At 68.9% G+C, this 22,989-nt stretch carries 22 protein-coding genes; 13 read left to right on the forward strand and 9 right to left on the reverse strand.

What is annotated here, in order from left to right:
• Window positions 1–26 precede the first annotated feature (26 nt).
• Window positions 27–713: a helix-turn-helix transcriptional regulator gene (locus tag PSR88_RS21510; RefSeq protein ID WP_342338409.1), complete on the reverse strand. Its 687-nt coding sequence runs from the start codon at window positions 711–713 to the stop codon at window positions 27–29.
• Window positions 714–798: 85 nt separating this feature from the next.
• Between PSR88_RS21510 and PSR88_RS21515 the strand changes: the two genes are divergently transcribed.
• The 3 genes from PSR88_RS21515 (at window position 799) to ggt (ending at window position 4,934) form a co-directional block, all read left to right on the forward strand.
• The gene (locus tag PSR88_RS21515; RefSeq protein WP_009477286.1) at window positions 799–1,236 is read left to right on the forward strand and encodes a DoxX family membrane protein; all 438 of its coding nucleotides are present in this window, start codon (window positions 799–801) and stop codon (window positions 1,234–1,236) included.
• A 124-nt stretch (window positions 1,237–1,360) separates the two neighbouring features.
• Window positions 1,361–2,926, forward strand: coding sequence for an FUSC family protein (locus PSR88_RS21520; RefSeq protein WP_011596693.1), 1,566 nt, complete (start codon window positions 1,361–1,363; stop codon window positions 2,924–2,926).
• Window positions 2,927–2,963: 37 nt separating this feature from the next.
• Window positions 2,964–4,934 carry a gamma-glutamyltransferase gene (ggt, locus tag PSR88_RS21525; RefSeq protein ID WP_342338411.1) on the forward strand — a complete coding sequence of 657 codons (1,971 nt, stop codon included), beginning with the start codon at window positions 2,964–2,966 and terminating at the stop codon, window positions 4,932–4,934.
• 19 nt (window positions 4,935–4,953) lie between these two features.
• Here ggt and PSR88_RS21530 read toward each other — a convergent pair whose 3' ends face one another.
• On the reverse strand, window positions 4,954–5,964 hold the full coding sequence (locus PSR88_RS21530; protein WP_009477290.1) for an LLM class flavin-dependent oxidoreductase: 1,011 nt from the start codon (window positions 5,962–5,964) through the stop codon (window positions 4,954–4,956).
• Window positions 5,965–6,077: 113 nt separating this feature from the next.
• Here PSR88_RS21530 and PSR88_RS21535 point away from each other — a divergent pair, with 113 nt between their 5' ends.
• Both PSR88_RS21535 and PSR88_RS21540 read left to right on the forward strand, forming a co-directional pair.
• Window positions 6,078–6,269, forward strand: a complete 192-nt coding sequence (locus tag PSR88_RS21535) for a hypothetical protein (RefSeq protein ID WP_342338412.1) — start codon at window positions 6,078–6,080, stop codon at window positions 6,267–6,269.
• Window positions 6,270–6,289: 20 nt separating this feature from the next.
• Window positions 6,290–8,671, forward strand: coding sequence for a glutamate--cysteine ligase (locus tag PSR88_RS21540; RefSeq protein WP_342338413.1), 2,382 nt, complete (start codon window positions 6,290–6,292; stop codon window positions 8,669–8,671).
• Between the two features lie 8 nt (window positions 8,672–8,679).
• Here the strand turns inward: PSR88_RS21540 and PSR88_RS21545 are convergent, their stop codons facing one another.
• Entirely contained in the window at window positions 8,680–9,696 is a 1,017-nt protein-coding gene (locus PSR88_RS21545) for an iron-siderophore ABC transporter substrate-binding protein (RefSeq protein WP_342338414.1), read from the reverse strand.
• Between the two features lie 454 nt (window positions 9,697–10,150).
• On the opposite strand from PSR88_RS21545, the gene PSR88_RS21550 reads away from it, so the two are divergent.
• Window positions 10,151–10,450: a DUF4193 domain-containing protein gene (locus PSR88_RS21550; protein WP_005248611.1), complete on the forward strand. Its 300-nt coding sequence runs from the start codon at window positions 10,151–10,153 to the stop codon at window positions 10,448–10,450.
• A 9-nt stretch (window positions 10,451–10,459) separates the two neighbouring features.
• Complete coding sequence (locus PSR88_RS21555; RefSeq protein WP_011596697.1) at window positions 10,460–10,894, forward strand: SRPBCC family protein; 435 nt, start codon at window positions 10,460–10,462, stop codon at window positions 10,892–10,894.
• A gap of 65 nt (window positions 10,895–10,959) precedes the next feature.
• Here PSR88_RS21555 and PSR88_RS21560 read toward each other — a convergent pair whose 3' ends face one another.
• Window positions 10,960–12,783 (reverse strand): NAD(P)/FAD-dependent oxidoreductase, encoded by a 1,824-nt coding sequence (locus tag PSR88_RS21560; protein WP_011596698.1) that lies wholly within the window; start codon window positions 12,781–12,783, stop codon window positions 10,960–10,962.
• Between the two features lie 223 nt (window positions 12,784–13,006).
• On the opposite strand from PSR88_RS21560, the gene PSR88_RS21565 reads away from it, so the two are divergent.
• The 4 genes from PSR88_RS21565 to PSR88_RS21580 are packed head-to-tail and all read left to right on the forward strand — an operon-like array spanning window position 13,007 to window position 15,785.
• Window positions 13,007–13,447 carry a YciI family protein gene (locus PSR88_RS21565; RefSeq protein WP_011596700.1) on the forward strand — a complete coding sequence of 147 codons (441 nt, stop codon included), beginning with the start codon at window positions 13,007–13,009 and terminating at the stop codon, window positions 13,445–13,447.
• 5 nt (window positions 13,448–13,452) lie between these two features.
• Window positions 13,453–14,709: an RNA polymerase sigma factor gene (locus PSR88_RS21570; protein ID WP_342338415.1), complete on the forward strand. Its 1,257-nt coding sequence runs from the start codon at window positions 13,453–13,455 to the stop codon at window positions 14,707–14,709.
• 57 nt (window positions 14,710–14,766) lie between these two features.
• On the forward strand, window positions 14,767–15,096 hold the full coding sequence (locus PSR88_RS21575; protein WP_041811793.1) for an ArsR/SmtB family transcription factor: 330 nt from the start codon (window positions 14,767–14,769) through the stop codon (window positions 15,094–15,096).
• On the forward strand, window positions 15,096–15,785 hold the full coding sequence (locus PSR88_RS21580) for a cation transporter (RefSeq protein ID WP_342338416.1): 690 nt from the start codon (window positions 15,096–15,098) through the stop codon (window positions 15,783–15,785). Before PSR88_RS21575 ends, PSR88_RS21580 begins: the two co-directional genes overlap by 1 nt.
• Here the strand turns inward: PSR88_RS21580 and PSR88_RS21585 are convergent.
• From PSR88_RS21585 to PSR88_RS21595, 3 genes are read right to left on the reverse strand one after another with little or no spacing between them, the layout of a single operon-like run.
• The gene (locus tag PSR88_RS21585; protein WP_342338417.1) at window positions 15,752–16,783 is read right to left on the reverse strand and encodes a crotonase/enoyl-CoA hydratase family protein; all 1,032 of its coding nucleotides are present in this window, start codon (window positions 16,781–16,783) and stop codon (window positions 15,752–15,754) included. The two genes, PSR88_RS21580 and PSR88_RS21585, sit on opposite strands and share 34 nt — an antisense overlap.
• A complete protein-coding gene (locus PSR88_RS21590; protein ID WP_342338418.1) occupies window positions 16,780–18,417 on the reverse strand; it encodes an acyl-CoA dehydrogenase family protein in 1,638 nt (545 codons plus the stop codon). The genes PSR88_RS21585 and PSR88_RS21590 overlap by 4 nt, the downstream gene beginning before the upstream one ends.
• The gene (locus PSR88_RS21595; RefSeq protein ID WP_009477303.1) at window positions 18,414–19,025 is read right to left on the reverse strand and encodes a TetR/AcrR family transcriptional regulator; all 612 of its coding nucleotides are present in this window, start codon (window positions 19,023–19,025) and stop codon (window positions 18,414–18,416) included. Before PSR88_RS21595 ends, PSR88_RS21590 begins: the two co-directional genes overlap by 4 nt.
• 79 nt (window positions 19,026–19,104) lie before the next feature.
• Between PSR88_RS21595 and PSR88_RS21600 the strand changes: the two genes are divergently transcribed.
• Both PSR88_RS21600 and PSR88_RS21605 read left to right on the forward strand, forming a co-directional pair.
• Window positions 19,105–19,890, forward strand: coding sequence for a crotonase/enoyl-CoA hydratase family protein (locus PSR88_RS21600; RefSeq protein WP_342338420.1), 786 nt, complete (start codon window positions 19,105–19,107; stop codon window positions 19,888–19,890).
• Window positions 19,891–19,942: 52 nt separating this feature from the next.
• Window positions 19,943–20,842 (forward strand): phosphatase PAP2 family protein, encoded by a 900-nt coding sequence (locus PSR88_RS21605; protein ID WP_342338421.1) that lies wholly within the window; start codon window positions 19,943–19,945, stop codon window positions 20,840–20,842.
• Here PSR88_RS21605 and PSR88_RS21610 read toward each other — a convergent pair.
• Both PSR88_RS21610 and PSR88_RS21615 read right to left on the reverse strand, forming a co-directional pair.
• The gene (locus PSR88_RS21610; RefSeq protein ID WP_050787343.1) at window positions 20,811–21,968 is read right to left on the reverse strand and encodes an alpha/beta fold hydrolase; all 1,158 of its coding nucleotides are present in this window, start codon (window positions 21,966–21,968) and stop codon (window positions 20,811–20,813) included. The two genes, PSR88_RS21605 and PSR88_RS21610, sit on opposite strands and share 32 nt — an antisense overlap.
• Before the next feature lie 49 nt (window positions 21,969–22,017).
• Window positions 22,018–22,968 (reverse strand): oxidoreductase, encoded by a 951-nt coding sequence (locus tag PSR88_RS21615; protein WP_342338422.1) that lies wholly within the window; start codon window positions 22,966–22,968, stop codon window positions 22,018–22,020.
• Between the last annotated feature and the right edge of the window lie 21 nt (window positions 22,969–22,989).

The following is a 22,989-nucleotide window of genomic DNA, read 5'->3' on the forward strand; positions in this document are numbered from 1 at the left end:
GCCGAAGCGTCCCGGGGCACGCTTTGTCACTCACGTGCGGGTGGCTGCTCACTTTCGATCCGCACGCAGCAGTACCCGTCGGCGGGTGCCAGTGTGGCGCGGCGATCCTCGCATCCCGCGCCGTCGAGCAGTCCGGACAGCAGCGCGAGGTTCATTCCGCACACCATGTCCGTGTGCTGCCGGGCGAGCGCGTGGAACGGGCAGTTGACCAGGACGAGGGTGCCGTCGCTACGGCGCGGCTCGTAACCGCACGTCGCGAGCGCCGCGAGCAGGTCGTCGTCCGTGCAGCCCGTGTCGGCGCCGAGGCCGCGCCCGAAGTCGTGGGCACGCGCGGAGAGGGCCGCCCGCGGTGATGCGCCGGTGGCGTCCGCGTCCTCGACAGCCTGGGCGAACAACTCGCCGGCGAGCGCGTACGCACGCTCGGGCAGGTGTACCGAGAACTCACGGTCGGACCGTCGGTAGAGCTTGGCGGGCCGCCCCGCGCCCGGACCCGAGCGCCCCCCACGCCGAGCGAACTCGACCGCCAGCAGCCCCTCGTCGGCCAGCTTCTCGAGATGGAACGCGGACGTCGAGCGGGCGAGTCCCAGCGCCTCGGCGACGTCGTCGCGGCTGACCGGCGTCGCCTGCGCGCGCACGTGGTCGTACACCCGCCTGCGCACCGGCTCGTCGAGGGAGGAGACGGCCGAGACGTCCGAGCGTGGAGTGTCGTCCATGGACCCATTGTAAAACCGGGAGTCGTTGACTTAATTGCGTCGAGAATTCTATAGTCAAGATATATAGTTTTTAGAAGGAGTCGTCATGGCTACCAACACACCCCACGAGGTCAGCCACGGTTCGCACACCCTGGCCGACCCCGGCTATCAGGCCTTCCTCGTGCTGCGCACAGTCTTCACCGTGGCGCCCATCCTGTTCGGCCTGGACAAGTTCACGAACTGGCTCACCGACTGGCCGACCTACCTGGCGCCGTGGATCGACGGCATCCTGCCGGGAACCGCGCAGCAGGGCATGTACGCCGTCGGCGTGATCGAAGTGGTCGCAGGAATCCTCGTCGCCGTCGCGCCGCGGATCGGCGCCTGGGTCGTCGCGGCCTGGCTGGCCGGAATCATCGTGAACCTGGTCACGCTGTCCGGGTACTACGACGTCGCACTGCGCGACTTCGGGTTGCTCGCCGGTGCCGTCGCTCTCGGCCTGCTCGCCGCGGAGTACGGGCGCCCGCTCCGTCACCCGCACGGCTGATCGGTACCGCGGCCCCACGTGAGATGCACCTCATCGACTGTTTCGGGCGACTCGACCGCTCGTAGTCTGTGTGGTCGTGTCGCCAGGAGCGCAGGATCAGGGAACCGGATCGCGGGATCACGGTGTGCCGATCCCTGCGCCGGCCCCGGCACGCTCGTTGCTTCTGGGGGTGCCGGGGCAGGGTCGGCGCTGGCCGGGAGTGGTCCGCGCCGGCGTGGCGGCGTGTCTGCCCGCGCTGGCGGGGGTAGCGCTCGGACACTCTGCGGTTGCCGCGACGGCGACTGTGGGAGCCTTCGCCGTCGTCTACGGCGAGGGCAGGGCGTACCGGGTGCGGTGGCGGGTGGTCTCGATCGCCGCCGCCGTGATGGTGCTCCTCGCCGGTGTCGGCGCCGCGGTCGGCGCGCTCGTTCACGGCGCGACCGCGGCGGGCGGTTCCCCGCTGTGGGGGATGGCGCTCGTCCTCTCGATGACCGTCGTGGTTGCCGTCTGCGCCTTCGTCGTCGACGGGTTGCGGCTCGGGGCGCCCGGTGCCTTCCTTCCACTGCTCACGGTGGAGATCTCGTCCGCGCTGCCCGCCCTCGGTGTCTCCGTTTCGGAGGTGACGTCCTGGGCGGCGGCCGGTGCGGCGTCGGCGTTGCTCGTGTCGATGTCGGGGCTGCTCGCGCGTCCACGCACCCCCGAGCGGGCCGCGGTCGCGACCGCGGTCGCCGCGGTCGACGCCGCACTCGCCGACTCGCCCGCACCGAATGCCCGCCGGGACGCGGTGCGGTCGCTGCACGCCGCCTGGCAGTGCCTCCACGACGCCGCCCTCGTCGGCCGCGATCATCCGCTCACCCGCACGTTGCGTGCGGCTCACCTGCGGTGCGCCGCCGTGGTCGACGGCCACGACGCGAACCACGCCTCCGACGAAGACGACCTGCGGCCGCAGGTCCCGCTGCCCAGGCCGTCGATCCGCTACCGGCTCGCGCGGGCGGCCCATCTCCGGGGCCGGTCCTGGACGATCGTCGCGCGACTGCTGGTCGCGTGCCCCGCTGCCGGTCTCCTGGCGCTGGGTCTCGGTGTCGCCCGCCCCGACTGGGCGGTGATCACCGCGGCGATGATCCTGCACCAGGGCCCGGACCGGGTGCTGGGGACGTACCGCGGGCTGCACCGGTTCTTCGGAACGGTGCTCGGACTCGCCCTGTTCGCAGCGCTGGCGACGCTCGACCTGTCGCCGGCCGCGCTGGTACTCGTCGTGGCGCTCCTGATGGCGGGGACGGAAGCCTTCCTCGTCCGCAATTACGGCCTGGCGATGGTGTTCATCACCCCACTCGCGTTGGTTCTCGGCGGTCTCGGAACGCACGTGGACCTCGTCGCGGTCACCCGGGACCGGCTTCTCGAGACCGTTCTCGGCGTGGCGGTGGCGCTCCTCGTGCTGTGGACCGTGCTTCCGGGTTCGTACCGGCGGATCCTGCGCGACGCGGACGTCCAGGTGGCCGGGACGATCGGGCGGCTCGGCGATGCGCGGGAACCGGCCGCCGTCGCGGAACTCTGCCGGGATCTCGAGTTCGATCTGCACAGTTCCACCACCGCCGCGATCACCGCCGCCCACACCGACCCGGCGTGGACCCGCGACCGGTGGCCCGAGCACCACCACCTCCACGAGCTCGGCTACCGAATTCTCACCCGGCACTTCGGACCTCGTCTTTAGCCGGTCGGCACCGGATCCCCGCTGTTAGGGTTCGGTGATGGGTCCTGTGACGGGAATCGGAACGGCAATTCGGGCCTCGTTGGCCGCGGCTCTCTGCGTCGGCATGCTGGCCGCGTGCGCGTCGGACGAGGAACCGCAGAGCGATCCGGCGGCCACGTGTGCGGACGTTCCCAACGGCACCCCGATCGCCAAGGCGCCGCCGCCCCCGGGCCCGGCGCCGACCACCCAGAACCTCGCGACCAACCCCGAGATCGCCACGGTGTACCGCTCCGGGATGGTGCCGGTGAACACGGCGTCGTACGCGGTCTCCACCGCCAATCCCGTGTCGACGCAGGCCGCCTGCGAGGTGTTGCGGGACGGGGGCACGGCCGCCGACGCGCTGATCGTGGCCCAGACCGTTCTCGGGCTCGTCGAACCGCAGTCCTCCGGAATCGGGGGCGGGGCGTTCCTGCTCTACTACGACGCCGGGCAGCAGAGCGTCGAGGCGTACGACGGCCGCGAGGTCGCGCCGATGGCGGCGACGGAGAATTACCTGCGCTGGATCAGCGACACCGACCGCACCGAGCCCAAGCCCGACGCCCGGGCGAGCGGGCGGTCCATCGGCGTTCCCGGGGTGGTGCGGATGCTCGAGCTGGCGCACCGCGAACACGGCCGGGACGAGTGGCGGGAACTGTTTGACCCGGCCATCTCGCTCGCGGACCAGGGACTCGAGATCAGCCCGCGGATGGCCGGGCAGATCGCCGAGTCCGCACCCGATCTGGCGCTCGACGAGCCGTCGAAGGCGTATTTCCTCAACCCGGACGGCAGCCCCAAGCCGGCGGGCACGAAGCTGACGAACCCGGCCATGGCCAAGACGCTCGGTGCGATCGCGGCGGGCGGTGCCGACGCCTTCTACACCGGGGCCATCGCCCAGGGCATCGTCGATGCGACGGCGACGGCGTCGGGCGGGCGCACCCCCGGACAGATGACGCTCGACGACCTCGCGAACTACCAGGCGAAGAAGCGCACGGCGCTGTGCACGCCGTATCGGGACCACGAGATCTGCGGCATGCCCAACCCGTCGTCCGGCGGGACGGCGGTCGCGGCGACGCTCGGCATCCTGGAGAACTTCGACCTGTCGGAGTACGGGCCCACGAACCTCGACGACAACGGCGGGAAGCCGACGGCGGAGGCCGTGCATCTCATCTCCGAGGCGGAACGACTGGCGTACGCCGACCGGGACAAGTACGTCGCGGACTCCGATTTCGTTCCGCTGCCGGGCAATTCCCTCGACACGCTGCTGAACGAGGACTACCTGAAGCAGCGGGCCGACCTCATCGACCCCGGCAAGAGCATGGGCACCGCGCAACCCGGAAACTTCGGTCCGGTCCCGCTCGGTGTGCAGCCGCAGGACAAGGAACACGGCACCAGCCACATCTCGATCGCCGACCAGTACGGCAACGTCGCGTCGATGACGACGACGGTGGAATCGGCTTTCGGCTCGTTCCACATGACGGACGGCTTCGTTCTCAACAATCAGCTCACCGACTTCTCGGCCCAGCCCGTCGGGCCGGACGGGACGCCGCTCGCCAACCGCGTCGAACCGGGCAAGCGGCCCCGCAGTTCGATGGCGCCGACGCTCGTCTTCGACCGCAGCAGCGACGGGTCGCTGGGGGACGTCCAGTACGTGACGGGGTCGCCGGGCGGTTCGGTGATCATCCAGTTCGTCGTGAAAACGCTCGTGGGAATGCTGGATTGGGGTCTGAACCCGCAGCAGGCGGTGTCGGCGGTCGACTTCGGGGCCGCCAACACCCCGGTCACCGGCGTCGGCGGGGAGCATCCGAACATCAACGCGGTCAACGACGGCGCCGACGACCCGTTGATCGTGCAGTTGCGGGCGATGGGTCACCAGGTGTCGGTCGCACCGCAGTCCAGTGGGCTCAGTGCGCTGCAGCGTCAGGACTCGGGGTGGGTCGGCGGCGCGGACCCACGACGGGAGGGCGCGGTGATGGGTGACGGTACGGGTTAACGCACCGCCACCGCAGGAATTACGCCTGTTCGACGAGCGGGGCCACCTTGGTGCCGAGCAGTTCGATCGCGCGCATCACCTTGTCGTGGGGCAGCGGCCCGACGCTGGGGTGCAGCATGAACCGTTCGATGCCCAGGGTGTCGCGCATGCCGACGATCTTCTCGGCCACCTGTTCGGGGTTGCCGAGCACGAGCGAACCGCCGGGTCCGCGCAGACCGTCGAATGCCTGCGGGTTCATCGGTGCCCACCCGCGTTCGCGTCCGAGGCCGGTCATGGCCGCGGCGTACGACGGGTAGAACTCCGATACCGCCCGGTCCTCGGTGTCCGCGACGTAACCGTGCGCGTGGACGGCGATGGGCTGCGGTTCGTGCCCACCCTCCGACACCGCACGGCGGTGCAGGTCGGCCAGCGGTGCGAATCGGGCGGGTTGTCCGCCGATGATCGCGAGCGCCATCGGCAGGCCGAGCAGTCCGGTGCGAGCCACCGACTCGGGATTGCCACCCACCCCGACCCAGATGGGAAGGGGACGTTCGGGCCGTGGGTAGACGGACTGGTCCGTCAGCGCCGCCCGGTGCCGTCCCGACCAGTTCACGGTCTCCGAGTCGCGGAGGGCGAGTAGCAGGCCGAGTTTCTCGACGAACAACTCGTCGTAGTCGGCCAGGTCGTAACCGAAGAGCGGGAACGATTCGGTGAACGAGCCGCGACCGGCCATCACCTCGGCGCGCCCGTCGGAGATCAGGTCGAGGGTGGCGAATTCCTCGAACACCCGTACCGGGTCGTCGGAGCTCAGGACGGTGACCGCACTGGTCAATGCGATGCGGGACGTCCGGGCGGCAGCGGCCGACAGCACGACCGCGGGTGCCGACGCGGCGAAGTCCGCGCGGTGGTGCTCACCGACGCCGTACACGTCGAGACCGACCTGCTCGGCCAGGACGACCTCTTCGAGCAGATCCTTCAGACGCTGCCGCGGCGACACCACCCCGGACCCGCCGGAACCGACCTCCGCGAACGTCGTCAACCCGAGTTCCATCGCACACCCTCGCTCTAGATAGTTGAATCATCAATTAGGCGGTGTAACTGCGTGGGTGGACGGGATATTCCGTCCGATGATTCAGACCCGGGTGGGCGGGGAACCCGACGACCATGGCGAAATACCGAGTGATCGATCCCCAGGGCAGTGTCGTCGAAACGAAGGAGATTCCGAGCGCCGGTGACGCGCACACGTGGTTCGTCGACGTTCGCGCGGACAATTCCGAACTCGGATGGCGGATGGAAGTCGACGAGGACGGCACCTGGGCGTTCTTCGACGACACCGAGGGTGCCACGGAGAAATAGAATAGAAATAGAGGCACATCGTGCTCGCCAGCGACCCACGGAAAGTGGGCGTCGAGGAGGAATTCCACCTCATCGATCTGAAGACCCGGCGCCTGACCACCCGCGCGCCGGAGTTGCTGGCACGACTTCCCGACGACGTGTACGTCGACGAACTCCAGCAGTGCGTCGTCGAGGTCAACAGTGGTGTGTATGCCGACCTCGACGGCCTGCGGAGCGATCTGGAGCGACACCGCAGGCTGCTCGTCGACGCGGCCGAAGATCTCGGCATCGGCGTGGCGGCCGCGGGCTCGGTGCCGCTGGCGTTGCCCGCCGAGATGCACGTGACGGGAACGCAGCGCTACGGGCGCATGCTCGCCGACTATCAGGTGCTCGCCCGCGAGCAGTTGATCTGCGGCACGCAGGTTCACGTCGACCTGCCCGATCGTGACGAGGCCGTGCAGGTCGCGCACCGCGTTGCTCCGCACATGCCCGTCCTCCTCGCGCTCAGCGCGAGTTCCCCGTTCCGGTCCGATGGCGCGGACACCGGCTATGCCAGCGCGCGCACACTACTGTGGCTGCGCTGGCCCAGCACGGGTCCGGCCGCACCCGTCTCCTCGGCAGCCGAATACGGCGCCCTGATCGACGACCTGGTCGCCAGCGGGGTGATCAGCGATCCCGGCATGGCGTATTTCGACGTCCGGCCGTCGGTGAAGCTTCCGACCCTGGAGTTGCGGGTGTGCGACAGCTGCCCGCGACTGGACACGGTCCTGCTCGTCGCCGCCCTGTTCCGTGCGCTCGTGGAACGCGAGGTGGAGGGATTGCGCGCCGGGAGGAAGGGCGTCGAGGTACTCCCGACCCTGACGAGAGCGGCGCTGTGGCGGGCGGCCCGGTCGGGGTTGGAGGAGGAACTTGTCGACGTGACGGTTCCGCAGGCACGTCCTGCGTCGGAACTCGTCGGCGACTTCGTGAATTCGCTGCGCCCCCAGCTCGAGGAGACCGGTGACTGGGACCGCGTGGTGGAGTTGTCCGCCGAGGCGACCGCCCACGGGAGTTCCGCCGCCCGGCAACGTCAGGCGCTCGGTCGCCGAGGCCGGCTCACCGACGTGGTGGATCTGCTGCTGGCGGAGACGGCGGGCCGCACCGAGCATCTCCCCGACGTGGAAGTGCCGCCGCCGCGCGAACCCGGCCCGAAGTCGACCGGGGCGGGCCGGACCCGGAGATATTGGAGCGCGAGGTTCTGGGACCGCGGCAACACCGCCGACATGACCTGGACGGAGTCGACGGAGCTCGACGAGAAGAAGCTCGTCGAGTGGCGCCGCGACCTGCACGCGCATCCGGAACTGTCGTTCGAGGAACGCCGGACCACCGGAGTGGTGCGCGATCATCTCGTCGGTCTCGGGCTCGAACCCGTCCTGATGCCCGGCGGAACCGGCCTGTGGTGCGACGTCGGTCCGGAGACGGGCGAGTGCATCGCGCTGCGGGCCGACCTCGACGCGCTGCCGGTCGCCGAGACAACCGGTCTCCCGTTCGAGTCGAGGGTGCCCGGAGTGTCACACGCGTGCGGTCACGACGCCCACACGACGATGCTGATGGGCGCGGCATCCGTCCTGACGAAATACCCGCCGCCGACCCGCGTCCGTCTCGTCTTCCAGCCGGCGGAGGAGACCACCCCCGGCGGCGCGGTCGACACGATCGCCGCGGGCGCACTCGACGGGGTGTCGAAAATCTTTGCACTGCACTGCGACCCGCACCTCGAGGTCGGCAAACTGTCCACCCGGACGGGGCCGATCACGTCGTCCAACGACTCCGTCACGGTGCGGTTGTGGTCGGCGGGCGGCCACACCGCCCGACCTCACCTGACCGGCGATCTGATCCACGCGACCGCTGTCCTGGTGACCGGACTGGCGTCCGTACTCGACCGCCGGATCGACGCCCGCACCGCGACCGTCCTCACCTGGGGGAAGGTGGCCGCCGGGCAGGTCGCGAACTCCGTGCCCGAGTCGGGTGAACTGGTGGGCACCCTGCGCAGCGCGTCCCGCGAGACGTGGGCGTCGCTCGAACCGCTGGTTACGGACGCGATCTGCCACCTGCTCGCACCGTACAACGTGCGGTACGAACTCTCCTACCTGCGGGGCGTCCCGCCCGTCGTCAACGATCCCGACTGCACCGCCGACCTACGGGAGGCGATCGAATCGGTCGTCGGCTTCGACCACCTGGCCGAGGCTCATCAGTCCAGCGGCGGCGAGGATTTCGCGTGGTATCTGGAGAAGGTTCCGGGCGCGATGGCCAGACTCGGGGTGTGGGACGGGACCGGCACCCGGCAGGAGCTTCACCAGCCGGGTTTCAACCTCGACGAGCGCGCGATGATTCACGGGGTCCGAACGCTGGTGGCGCTCACCCGGCTCGAAGACCAGTCCGGGTGAGCGAGGCGTCAAGCCGATTTGGCGGCGGCCTCGGCCAGTTTCGGTACGAGTGCCTCGACGGCGTACGGGAGGCTGAGGACGGTGCCCCAGGTGAGCGCGCCGGAGACGGTGGGGTCGTCGACGAACACGGCCCGTCCCGCCTTCGCCACCGGTAGCGACTGATAGACGGGGTCGGCGGTGATCTGCGCTTCGGCGCCGGGACTGCTGCCCACGTTCCAGACGAGGACGTCGACGTCGAAGGTGTCGAACTGCTCCTTGCGGATGGTGAACGCATCCTGATCGCCTGCGAGTTGCGCGATCCGCTCCGGGACGACGAACCCGAGCGACGTCATCAGCCGTGAACGCGGGTCGTTCGGGGAGCGGACGTAGAACGTGCTTGCGTCGCCCAGTTCGGCGACCGCGACCGACTTGCCCTCGAATTCGGGGTGGGCGGCGCGCTGCTGCGCCACCAAGTCGTCCACACCGGCGACGAGGTGGTTCGCCTTCCCGTCCTCACCGAGGGTGGTGCCGACGATCCGGACTGCGTCCTGCCACGGCATGCCGAAATCGGGGTAGTCCGGCGATGTCGTCACGGTGGGCGCGATCGCCGAGAGTCGTCGATACGCGTCGTCGTCGACGTCGATGTACAGCGCGAGGATCAGGTCGGGATCGAGTTTCGCGATGGCCTCGTACGCGAAATTGGCCTCGCCGGTGAACTGTCCGCGGTTGAAGACCTCGGGGTGCGTCCGGCTCAGCGCGTCCTGGGCCCAGGGCCACGTGGCGTCTGGGTAGTCGCCGTACCAGTCGGTGACGCCGACCGGCTGACGTCCGAACGCGAGGAGCGTGTCCTGGTCGGAGTAGCCGACCGTGACGATGCGCCGGGGGTTGTCCGGGACTTCGGTCGTTCCCTTCTTGTGCGTCACCGCCCGGGTGCCGCCTTCGGTGTCTGCTGCGGTTCCCGAGGAACATGCTGCGGCTACGCCGGCCAGGCCGACCCCGGCGCTCACGGTCAGGAACTTGCGACGGTCGAGCGTTCGCACCCACATGCCTCCCTGTAGGTGAGGCTAACCTACGGGGAGGGGTCCCGGCCGTGCATCTGCGGCGGAAACGGGGGAGTCGGCTCGGGAATCGGGGGCTGCGGAGGTCCCGGATCCGGCGGCCCCGGTTGCGGCCCGGGCTCGGGAGGTGCAGGTTCCGGCCCCGGCTCGGGCGGAAACGGGTGAGGCGGCGTCGGCGTCGGCGGGACGGGCGGAGGGCTCGGATCCGGCGGCACCGGCTCCGGGTCCGGCACGGGATTGCCGAGCTCGTCGTGGGCACTCGTCATCCACTGACCACCTTCCGATCGGCTGATTGAGTGGTACCCGGAACGGGCATCCCGCAACCACGGGTGAGCTGTGGCCGCCCGGGAACAAAACGCGGGATCGGTGCGTTGTCTAGCAACCGTGCCCCGCAAGTGTGGAATTTCACGACACGGGGAACATGAGCCAAAGGGAGGAAGTCATGGCAACCGACTACGACGCACCACGGGTTACCGTCGACGACGAACTCGCCGCGGACTCGCTCGAAGAATTGAAGACACGGAGGAACGACTCACAGTCGTCCGTCGTCGACGTCGAGGAGACCGACACGGCGGAGTCCTTCGAACTGCCCGGCGCCGACCTGTCCGGTGAGGAACTCACGGTCCGCGTCGTTCCGAAGAGGGCCGACGAATTCACTTGCAGCAGTTGCTTCCTGGTCCATCATCGGTCGCGTCTCGCGTCCGAAGAGGGCGGGCAGCTGATTTGCCGCGACTGCGCATAAGAGGCCCGAGTGGCCGAGGTCAGTAGAACGTTCACCGTCGCCGCACCGCTCGAGAAAGTCGTCGCGTACCTGCGCGACTTCGCGAACACCGAGGCCTGGGATCCCGGGACCGACACGTGCGAGCAGACCACCCTCGGTCCGGTGGCGGTGGGCACGGAATGGCACAACGTGTCGTCGTTCTTCGGCCGCACCACCGAACTCACCTACCGCATGACCCGCGACGACCCCGATCACGTCGTCTTCGAGGGTCGCAACGGCACCGCAGCCACGTCGGACGATCTGGCGTTCGAGAAGGTGGACGACGCCTCGACGTCGATCACCTACCGCGCCCGTCTCGAATTCACCGGCCTGGCGCGATTCGCCGACCCCGTCGCCCGCCTCGCATTCGAGGTGCTCGCGGCCAAAACCGTCACACAGATGACCGGGGTCCTCGAAGCGAGGTAAGCGGTATCACGTTTCAACAGCGCCCTCACTCGTCGAGTGAGGGCGCCGCTGCGTATCAGGGCCGATCAGCTGAGGTGATGCACCTCCTGCAGCCCGTACACCGGTGTCGGGATCTCCTCGTGCCGGGCCTTGAGCTGCAGAGCGAGGTACAGCGAGTAGTGCCGCGACTGGTGCAGGTTGCCGCCGTGGAACCACAGCGCTTCCTGCTGCGTCGGCTTCCACATGTTGCGCTGCTCGCCCTCCCACGGTCCGGGGTCCTTGGTGGTGTCGGAGCCGAGGCCCCAGCACTTTCCGACCTTGTCGGCCACTTCCTGACCCATGAGGTCGGCGGCCCACCCGTTCATGGACCCGTAGCCGGTGGCGTAGACGACGAGGTCGGCCGGCAATTCCGTCCCGTCGGTGAGAACCACGGCGTCCTCGGTGAGGTGGTCGACCTGCCCGGACACGAGGTGGATGCTGCCGTCGGCGACGAGTTCGGACGCGCCGACGTCGATGTAGTAGCCGGATCCGCGGCGCAGGTACTTCATGAACAGACCGGAGCCGTCGTCACCGAAATCGAGCTTGAATCCGGCCTTTTCCAGTCGGTCGTAGAAGTCCCTGTCCCGTTCGGCGATCTTCTGATAGATCGGGATCTGGAACTCGTGCATGATCTTGTACGGCAACGACGCGAACGTCAGGTCGGCCTTCTCCGTCGTCATGCCCGCCGCGACCGCGCGCTCCGAGTAGAGGTCGCCGAGGCCGAGGTCCATCAGCGAGTCCGACTTCACGATGTGGGTGGACGACCGTTGCAGCATCGTCACGTCGGCGCCGTTCTCGAACAGCGCCTTGCAGATGTCGTGAGCCGAGTTGTTGGCACCGACGACGACGACTCGCTTGCCCACGTAGGCGTCCGGACCGGGGTGCCGGCTCGAATGATGCTGCTCGCCCCGGAAGACGTCCTGGCCCGGGAACGACGGAACGTTCGGCTTGCCCGACATGCCGGTGGCGAGCACCAGTTGCTTCGGGTGGAGCACCACGTCCTCGCCGTCGCGGTCGAGGACGACGGTCCACTCCTTGGTCTCGTCGTCGAACGTCGCGGACGTGCAGGTGGTGGACGACCAGTACGGAATCTCCATCACCTTGGTGTACATCTCCAGCCAGTCGCCGATCTTGTCCTTCGGCGCGAAGACCGGCCAGTTGTCCGGGAACGGCATGTAGGGCAGGTGGTCGTACCAGACCGGGTCGTGCAGGCACAGCGACTTGTACCGGTTGCGCCACTGGTCGCCGGGGCGTTCGTTCTTGTCGACGACGATGGCCGGGACCCCGAGTTGGCGCAGCCGCGCACCGAGCGCGATGCCGCCCTGGCCGCCGCCGATCACGAGAACGTACGGCTGGCGGGTGTAGCCGAGTTCCCGCTCCTCGATCTCCCGCTTCTCCGCCCAGCTCAGGGTGTCGCCGCCGGAGCCGTGGACGGCACCCTTGACGCGGTTCCGTCCGCGGCGTTCCTCGTGCCCCTTCAACTCCTGCATGGTGGTGAGGAAGGTCCACGCCTCGTCGCCCTTCAGGCGCAGGTGTCCCTTGCCCCGGCCCGTCGCGGTCTCGAACTCGATCCATGCCGAGGTGACGCCGTCGGCCTCGTCCGGTGTCTCGGTGGTGCGGAAGTTGACGGGGTCGGTGTCGTCCAGGCGTGCGTGCAGCATCGCGGCGACGGCGTCGCGTCCCTCGACCGTCTTGAGGTTCCAGGTGAACGCCACCAGGTCGCGCCAGAAGCTGTCGACTGCGAACATGCCCGCGGCGCGGTCGACGTCGCGCGCGGCGAGAGCGGATTCGAAGCTCGCCAACCACAGGTCGACTCGTTCCTGAGGTGTCAGGGATGTCTGCACCGCAGCCGGCTGGACCGTCTGTGTCATGTACCTCTCCTTCGCTTGGTATGTGACATACAGCACACTCCGGAGTGGGGCGGGCGGCAAGCGTTGCATCGTGTTGCAGTCCCCACCCGTGAGTACTTATTAACGTCCCGCGGTTAATAAGTACTCACGGGGCGCGAATGTCGAAATTGGAGGTAGCCCGTTCGACGTACTGTGTGAGTCCACGGCACGAAGGCCGGGACCGACCACAATCGAGGAGGAAATCATGCGAGTCATGGTGATGATCGAGGGTGCAGGTGCCGACGAAGACAAGATCGCCCCGACCGAGGAAATGCTGGCGGCGATGGGTGCGTACAACGAGGAACTGGTGAACGCGGGCATCATGCTCGACGGTCAGGGTCTCAAGCCGACCAGTGCGGGGGCGCGACTGGTGTTCGAGGGCGGGACGACGTCGGTGGTCGACGGTCCGTTCACCGAATCGAAGGAGATCATCGCCGGGTTCTGGCTGTGGGAGGTCAGCTCGCTCGAGGAGGCCGTCGAGTGGGCGAAGAAGTGCCCCGTCGATCCGGACAGCGGATTGCGTCAGGTGCTCGAACTGCGGCCGATCTTCGAGGCCGAGGATTTCGGGGACGAGTTCACGCCGGAACTGCGGGAGAAGGAAGCCGCACTGGCGGAGCGGATCCGTGAGCAGCACCCGAACGGCTGAGTCCGGTGGACGTCCAGCGGACGGTCGAGGCCGTGTGGCGCATGGAGTCACCGCGCCTCATCGCGTCGCTCACCCGCCTCGTCCATGACGTCGGGATCGCCGAGGAGATCGCTCAGGATGCGTTCGTGCTCGCGCTCGAACAGTGGCCGGAGCAGGGCGTTCCCCACAAACCGGGTGCGTGGCTTACGGCCACGGCCAAGCACAAGGCGATCGACCGCATTCGCCGTGACCGGTCGCGGCAGTCGAAGTACACGGAGATCGCCGTCGACCCGTCCGCGCAACCGAGCGCCATGCCCGCGCCGGACGCCGTCGACGGCGTGGAGGACGACCTGCTGGCTCTGGTCTTCGTGGCGTGTCATCCCGTGCTTCCCCGGGAGTCGCGGGTGGCGTTGACCCTTCGTCTGGTCGGGGGCCTGCGCACCGACGAGATCGCGCGGGCGTTCCTCGTCCCCTCGGCGACGATGGGGCAGCGGATCAGCAGGGCCAAGCGGACGCTGTCGGAGGCGAAGGTGCCGTTCGAAGTGCCTGCACGCGAGGAACTTCCGGCACGGTTGGCGGCGGTGCTCGAGGTGGTCTATCTGGTGTTCAACGAGGGGTACTCCGCCACGTCGGGTGAGGACTGGATTCGGCGTGACCTCGCGTCGGAGGCGATGCGGCTCGCCCGCGTCCTCGCCGGCCTGCTGCCCCGGGAACCGGAGGTGCACGGACTGGTGGCGCTCACCGAGTTGCAGGCTTCACGGTTCGCCGCCCGGGTGGGCGCCGACGGTGAGCCGGTCCTGCTGCAGGATCAGGACCGGTCTCGTTGGGACCGAACCCTTCTGACGCACGGCACTGCCGCGCTGGAACGGGCTGTCGGGCTCGGCCGCCCGCTCGGCCCCTATTCGTTGCAGGCCGCGATCGCCGGGTGTCATGCCAGGGCGCCACGTTTCGAGGACACCGACTGGGAGGCGATCGTCGCGCTGTACGACGCGCTGGCGCAGGTGGCGCCGTCACCGGTGGTGGAACTCAATCGTGCGGTGGCGTTGCTGCATTCGGACGGGCCCGAGGCCGCGCTCGCTGCGCTCGACGCTGTGCGGGGCGACCCTCGGCTGGCGCGCCTGCACCTCTACGGCGCCGTGCGGGGCGAAGTCCTCGAACGCCTCGGCCGCTACGGCGAGGCGGCCCGGACGCTCGAGGACGCCGCGGCGACCGCACCGACGCGCCGTGAACGGAACCTCCTCATGGCCCGCGCGGCCGCCGCGGCGGAGCAGGCCGAGCCCTGAGTCTCGACCATCGATTCACGATTTCCTGAATACAGAAATCGATGTACTGTCAGAATCATGGAGACACTGGTCCACCGGGACGCCCTCGCGCGTTTCGGATACGCGCTGTCGGACACCACCCGCACGCAGATTCTGCTGAGCTTGCGGTCCGGGCCCGGGTATCCGTCGGAGTTGGCCGAGAAGTTCGGGGTGTCCCGGCAGATCCTGTCGAATCATCTGTCGTGCCTGCGTGGCTGCGGTCTGGTCGTCGCGGTGCCGGAGGGTCGGCGGAGCCGGTACGAACTCGCCGACCCACGCATCGCACGTGCCCTCGACGACCTGCTCGGCCTGGTCCTCGCGGTCGATCCGTCCTGCTGCCCGGACGCGGAGACCGAAGGCTGCTGCTGATGGCGTCCGAACTCGGCATGCCCACCAGACCGTCCGGCGAACGCAGGCAGGTCCTGTCCCGCCGGATCAGGTTCTTCGTCGCCGCGACGATCTCCTACAACGTGATCGAAGCGATCGTGGCACTCACCGAGGGTGCGCGGGTGTCGTCGACGGCATTGATCGGGTTCGGCCTGGATTCGGTGATCGAGGTGTCGTCGGCGGCCGGGGTCGCCTGGCAGTTCGCGGGACGCGATCCCGAGTCGCGGGAGAAGGTCGCGCTCCGAGTCATCGCGTTCTCGTTCTTCGGGCTCGCCGCGTACGTGAGCGTCGACGCGGTGCGGTCACTGCTCGGAGTCGGCGAAGCGCAGCACTCGACGGTCGGAATCGCGCTGGCCGCAGCCAGTCTGGCCGTGATGCCGGTCCTGTCCTGGGCGCAGCGCCGGGCCGGTCGTGAACTCGGCTCCCTGTCGGCGGTCGCCGATTCCAAGCAGACACTGCTGTGCACCTACCTGTCCGCGGTGCTGCTCGTCGGGTTGCTGCTCAACAGCACCCTCGGCTGGTCGTGGGCCGATCCGATCGCCGCCCTGGTGATCGCGGTCATCGCCGTCAGGGAAGGCGTCGACGCGTGGAAGGGCGACACCTGCTGCCCCGCGCCGGTCGGTGGTCGCGCGGTCGATCAGGATCCAGGCTGCGACTGCTGCGACTTGTGATCGCCGAACGGCTCGTCGCGTTCGCGGACGGCCTCACGGAATCCGGCGGTGGCCGAGCGTAATTGGAACGCGTACCCCTCGCGGGTGTGCCGGGACATGCCGTCGAAGACGGTGCTCACCATCGTCGAGTTGGCGACGCCCTGCGCCAGCAGTGCGCTGTTCAGTGCGAGTTTCACCATCATCAGCTGATTGACGGGCATCCTCGCGATCCGCTCGACGAGGTCCTCGGTGCGACGGTCGAGTTCCTCCACGGGCGCCGACTCGACCGCGAGACCCCACTCGGCCGCCTGCCGCCCCGTGATGCAGTCGCCGGTGAGGAGGAGTCGTTTCGCCCGCTGGTCGCCGAGGCGGTGCGCCCACATTCCCGCCGCCGGAACACCCCACACACGGGTCGGCGGATAGCCGATCTTCGTGTCGTCCGCGGCGACGATCTGGTCGCAGTACAGCGCGATGTCGGTGCCGCCGGCCACGCAGAATCCGTGGATCTTCGCGACCGTCGGCTTGTTCGCGTGGAGCAGGCTCGCGAAGCCGCGGTTGAACCGGCTCATCATCGCGTAGTCGGCCATCGGATCCCAGTTGCCGAACGGATCGTGGTTGCGCGCCTGAACGATCGGATCGAGCACAGTGCCCGTCGTGCGGTCCGGTCCCTCGTCGGCGTGGCCGCCGTTCTCGGCGAAGATGCCCAGGTCGTATCCGCCGCAGAATCCCTTCCCGCGCCCCGACAGCAGGATCACGTGGACGCGGGGATCGAGGTCGGCGCGTTCCACGGTGGCGGCGAGTTCGACAGGAGTGTCGGCGGTGATCGCGTTGCCGTGGTCGGGACGGTTGAACGTGATCCGGGCGATGCGCCCGGTCACCTCGTAGGTGAGGGTTCGATACTCCACGGCGTCGTCCGCCCGGTCCGGTTCACGGCCCGCGAACAGTGAGTCGCCGCCCTCGTCCCAGCCGTCGCGCCAGGCCGCCGGACGGGTGCCGGCGTGGTCGTCGCGGCCGGTCACGACCCCACCTTGGGAGTGGCGCGGTCGATGATGGCGGCGGTGTCGACGCCGGTCGGCAGCGTCCCGAACACGGTGCCCCAGTCGCCGGACAGCCGGCTGACGCAGAACGCGTCGGCCACCGCCGGGTGTCCGTGGCGGATCAGCAGCGACCCCTGGAGGGCGAGCGCCATGTCGCCGACGACCCGCCTGGCCCGGTGCTCGAGCGTGTCGCGATCGCCGAAACTCGCCTTCAGATCCGCGACGGCGGCGTCGAGTCGCGCGTCGGCTCCCGCGGTGGAATCGAGTTCGTCGAAGAAGACCTGAAGCGTCTCCGGCTGTTTCGCCATCGCACGCAGAGTGTCGAGGGCGGCGACGTTGCCGGATCCTTCCCACACCGACAGTAGGGGAGCCTCCCGGTACAGCCGCGGCATCCGCGATTCCTCCACGTACCCGTTGCCGCCCAGGCATTCCAGGGCCTCGGCGGCGTGGATCGGGCCGCGCTTGCAGACGAAGTACTTGCTGACCGCCAGCGAGATGCGACGCAGGGTGTTCGCGTGCTCGTCGCCGGCGGTCGCCCGGTCGGTGAGCGCGGCCAGCCACAGGGCGACGGTCGTGGCCGCCTCCGACTCGACGGCGAGGTCGGCGAGCACGTTCCGCATCAGCGGCTGATCCACCAGGTGGGCGCCGAATGCGCTGCGGTGCACGGCGTGGTGCGCGGCCTGCGCGGTGCCGACACGCATGCCGGTGGCGGTGCCGATGGTGCAGTCGAGCCGGGTCATGTTGACCATCTCGATGATCGTCGGAACGCCGCGGCCTTCCTCGCCGACCAGCCAGGCCACCGCCTCGTCGTACTCGACCTCGCTGCTGGCGTTGGAATGGTTGCCGAGCTTGTCCTTGAGGCGCTGCAGGTGCATCCGGTTGCGGGTGCCGTCCGGCAGCACCCGGGGGAGGAAGAAACACGACAGTCCGCCGGGGGCCTGCGCCAGCACGAGGAACACGTCGGACATCGGCGCCGACGTGAACCACTTGTGGCCGGTCAGGAGGTAGCTGCCGTCGAACTGCGGCACCGCGCGGGTGGTGCCTGCGCGGACGTCGGAGCCGCCCTGCTTCTCCGTCATCGACATCCCGGCGATCAGTCCGGCCTTGGTCAGCGGAGGGTGCAGCGCCGGATCGTAGACCCGGGCGGTGAGGGGCGGTTCGTACTGTTGCGCCAGCTTACGGTTGTGGCGCAGGGCGGGGACGACGGCATACGTCATGGAGATCGGGCAGCCGTGTCCGGCGTCGACCTGCCCCCACACGGCCATCTTCGCGGCCCGGACCAGGTGGGCGCGCGGGTGCGGGTCGGCCCAGGGTGCGCCGTGCAGGCCCATCTCGACGGCGGTGGTCATCAGCTGGTGATATGCGGGGTCGTACTCGACCTCGTCGATGCGGTTGCCGTAACGATCGTGGGTGCGCAGGACGGGAGGGTGCGCCTCGGCGAGATCACCCCAGCGCTGCGCGTCCTCGCTTCCGGCGAGGCGTCCGACGTCGTGCAGTTCCTCGAGCACGTCGTGGGCGCCCTCGCGTTGTAGCGCTTCGAGGATCGGTGGGTAATCGGCCGCGTCGAAGTTGACCAGTGGCGGCACCTGGTTGACGACCTCGTGTGTGGCACTCATGTCGGGCTCCCGAGGGATCGAAGGGTGAAGGTGAGCAGGGCGGGGATGATCGCGCCGTCGGCGGCACCGCGGGCGAGTGGCAGAATCAGCGCTTCGCCGATGGCGCCGACGATGCAGGCAGCGGTCACCGACGCGTCCTGTTCCGGGATCTCCCCGGCCTCGACGGCGGCGGCGATCGCGACCGCGAGGGCGTCGCGGAAGGACTCGCGGAACAGGAGGCGCTCGGTGTCGACCTGCGGGTCGACGGGTTCGACGAGCAGCGCGTACGCCAGGGTGGGTGCGCGCAGCGCGCGTTCGGCGAACGTGCCGACGGAGGCGGATACCGCGGCGACGCACCGACCTTCGGCGCCGCGGGCGGCGTTGCCGGATTCGACGGCGGCGCTCACCTCGCGGCTGCAGACGATGCGGAAGACTTCCGCGAACAGTTCGCCCTTGTTCGCGAAGTGCCGGTAGACGGTGCCGGTGCCGACGCCCGCCTCGGCCGCGACCGCGGAGATCGAGCACCCCGCGTACCCGTGGCGGGCGATCAGCCCGATCGCGGAATCGATGAGGGTGGTGCGGAGAGCGTCCAGGCGTTCCTGGACGGCGGGTGTGCGCCGGTAGGCCATATTCAAGGAGTGAACACCCGTTCCGTTCTTCCGTCAAGGGTGCTAGCGTCGGCTACACCAGCGAGGAAAGGCGCACTCGATGACTTCCGACGTGGTACTCGTTCGCAAGGACGGCCCGGTCACGACGATCAGCCTGAACCGGCCCGAAGTCCGCAATGCCGTCGACCGGCCCACCGCCGAGGCGCTCGCCGACGCCTTCCGTGCATTCGACGCGGACGAGGACGCGTCGGTCGCGGTACTCCACGGCGAGGGCGGAACATTTTGCGCCGGAGCAGATCTCAAGGCGATCAGTTCGGGGACCGGGAACCGGGTGGCGCCCGACGGTGACGCACCCATGGGCATCTCCCGGATGCGGTTGTCCAAACCGGTGATCGCCGCGATCGACGGGCACGCGGTGGCAGGCGGGCTCGAACTGGCGCTGTGGGCCGATCTGCGGGTAGCCGGTGCGGACGCCGTCCTCGGAGTGTTCTGCCGACGCTGGGGCGTGCCACTCATCGACGGCGGAACCGTCCGCCTGCCGCGGCTCATCGGGGAAAGTCGCGCGATGGATCTCGTCCTCACAGGGCGGCCCGTCGACGCCGACGAAGCCCTGAGTATCGGGCTGATCAACCGGAAGGTCGCGGCGGGGGAGGCCCTCACCGCGGCCCGCCGGCTGGCCGCCGAGATCGCCGGCCTGCCCCAGGTGTGCCTGCGGCAGGATCGGTTGTCGCTGCTCGAGCAGGCGGGACTAACCGAGGATCAGGCCATGCTGAACGAATTCCGGCACGGCTCAATCTCTCTGGCCAACGGAACGGTGGAGGGTGCCGCACGCTTCGCCGCCGGGGCAGGCAGGCATGGGGATGCTGCGCCCGTGAGTACTTATTAACGGCGGGCGGTTAATAAGTACTCACGGGCGGCGGCAGCACTTCCGGTGGGCGGTGTGGTGTGCGTACCTGCTCGCGCTGACCGTCACGATCTACACGCTGGGGCTCCCCACCGACCGCATCTACCAGGCGACGTGGATCGTCGCCGGCCTCGTCGCCTTCACGATCGATCGGCCGTGGCAGGACCATGTGCGCGTGGTGCGGGACTGGTTGCCACTCATCGCCGCTCTCGTGGTGTACGACCTCAGCCGGGGCGTCGCCCACGAACTCGGGATGCCGGTGCGGGCTGAGGAACTGGTGACCGTGGAGAGCTGGCTCTTCGGCGGCGCGATCCCCACGGTCTGGTTGCAGGACACCCTCCTACCCCCGACGGGCGAGCTGCCGTGGTGGACTCTGCTCACGGGAATCGTCTACACCAGCCACTTCATCGTTCCGTGGGTGGTCGCCGCCGTCTTCTACGTGTACTCGCGCGACCTGTGGTCGGGGTACATGCGGCGGGTGCTGTTGCTGTCGTATCTCGGTCTGGTCACCTACATCCTGCTGCCGTCCGTCCCGCCGTGGCTGGCCGCCGAGGGGGACGTGATCTCCGGCAGCGTGGGCCGCGTCGCCGGTTTCGGTTTCGGTGTGGTCCCCACGGATGTCAGTACTCGGTGGCTGGAGGCGCAGAGCAACCCGGTCGCCGCGCTGCCGTCCCTGCACGCGGCGTTCGCCCTGCTCGTGGCCGTCGCTCTCTGGCCGTTCGCGAAGAACGTGTGGTTGCGGACGCTGCTGGTCGTCTACCCGCTCGCCATGGCGTTCGTGTTGGTCTACGGCGGTGAGCATTACGTCGTGGACGTGCTGGCGGGGTGGGCGTACGTGGGCCTGGCGATCCTGCTGGCACGGGCGTGGGAGTCCCGCACGACGGCGTGGCCCGGCCGGGCCGTCACCGCCGGCCGCCCGCTACGTCGCTGGTGACCGACACCTCGTCGAGAATGGGCTGGAGGAAGGGCAGGATGCGACCGACGATCGCCTCGTTGTACGCGACCGGTTGCTGGTTCGGATTCGCGTGACCGGTCCCGTCGAGCTTCGCCACCAGCAGCGTGCCGTCGGTCCCGCCGGACTGCTCGACGAGGATCTTCTGCGTGTAATCGACGTCGACCACCGCGTCCTTCCACCCCGCTCGGGGACGCACGAAGACGATCCCGGGCCGCGGCTTGTCCTCCGTCTCCACCGCCAGCGACTTCAGGTTGTCGATCGCACCGGACGCGACGATGGTCTTGAACTGCGATTCGATCAGCCCGTTGCTCGCCACGTCCTCCGACAGGACCTTCTCGGTGAGGACCTCGTCGACGACGTCGCGGAACTCGTCGACGTCGACATGCGGATACCAGTCCGACTTCGTGTCGAGGAACCTGCTCTGCCGGGCCGCGGTCTCCACGAGCAGGCGCATCGTCCGGCTCTCCCGCGCGCCGGGCAGCCAGCCGATCCACCGCAGCATGTCCTCGCCGCTGTCACGGCTCCCGGCCCGGACGGCGTGCAGGTCCACCGGGGTGCAGTCGAGCACCACCCCGATGAGGTTGGCGTCCGTGTCCTCGTAGATGTGCTGCGCGACCTCCAGCGCGACGACGCCGCCCATGCTGTGCCCGGACAGGACGATGTTGTCGATGCCCTCGTCGGCCGCGTGGGTGGCGATCAGTTCGCTGATCACCCTGGTGTCGATACCGCCGTTGTCGTATTGGACCGCCCATACGCGCCCGATCCGGTCGTACGAGGACAGGGTGCGGGCGGTGTCGGTGGCATCCTTGTTGCCCAGTCCGACCAGGTCGACGACGGCGGTGTCGTGGTCGGCGGGCGACTGCGCGTCGTACACCTCGTGGATCTGTGGCTGGGTCAGCGCGAGGCGCTCGCGTTCGGGTTGCACGTCGTGAACCCAGTACTGTCCGCCGGCCAGGAGCAGGGGGACGGTCCCGAGCGCGACCGCGGCGAGGAAGCGCCGGGTGCGACCGAATTTCTGCCATTGGTGACCGAGCCGTGTCGCGTGCAGACGCGCCTTGCGGCGATCGTTGCTCCAGTCGGCCACGGTGGACGGATGGCGTGTCATTCTCTCCGACATCCACTCCGATGGTACGCGCGGGAGCAGAGGGGCCCTGCTACGCGCGAACGAGCTGGGTGTACTCCACCCCGGTCAGCTCGACGGACTTCTCCCACAGGGCCGCCGCGAGTTTCGTGTTCCGCGCCCCACCGGTGCGCGGCGAGCGCGCCACCGGTCCCCGAACCCCGAACAGTCCGTTCGGGCCCAGGTAGTCGTCCGTGCGGACGTCGGGCATCGTCGCCGCGTACAGCTGTCCGAGCGCGCCGTCCTTCTCGTCGTTGCCGACCATCCGCAATCCGAGGTGGGTCACGGCGAGAGCCCCCGGGATCGGCGGGACCATCGAGTCGAAGAGAGTGGTGGCGGCGATGCCGGGGTGCGTCGCCACCGAGAGAAGTGGAAGACCCGCGGCTGCACTGCGCCTGGCCAATTCGCCACTGAACAGAAGGTTGGCGAGCTTCGACTGGTTGTACGCGCCCATCCGGGTGTACTTGCGGCGATCGAAGTTCAGGTCGTCGAGCACGATCCGGCCGCGGCGGTGCGCGATGCTCGCGAGCGTCACGACACGCGGTGCGGGAGCGCCGAGGAGTGCCGGGAGGAGCTGTCCGGTGAGCGCGAAATGGCCGAAATGGTTCGTGCCGATCTGCAGTTCGAAACCGTCCGCCGTGCGGCCGAAGGGAACGGCCATCAGTCCCGCGTTGTTGATCAGCACGTCGATTCGCGGTGCGACCCCGCAGGCGTGCTGCGCTGCGTCACGGACCGAGGCCAGGTCGGTGAGGTCCAGTGGAATCAGGTGGTGCTCGGCGTCGCTGCCCGCCTTGCGTATCCGGGTGAGCGCGGCGGCGCCGGTCTGCGGATTGCGGCACGCGAGCAGGACCGTCGCGCCCGCACCGGCGAGCGCCGTCGCGGCGTGGAGCCCGAGTCCGTTGTTCGCGCCGGTGACGAGGACAGTCCTGCCCCACTGGTCGGGGATGTCGCCGAACCCGAAGTGCCTGTTGTCGAGTGCTGTCATGAAGGAACCGTCTCCTCGGAG

The sequence above is a fragment of the Rhodococcus sp. DK176 genome, assembly GCF_038447315.2.
Classification (GTDB): Bacteria; Actinomycetota; Actinomycetes; order Mycobacteriales; family Mycobacteriaceae; genus Rhodococcus_F; species Rhodococcus_F jostii_A.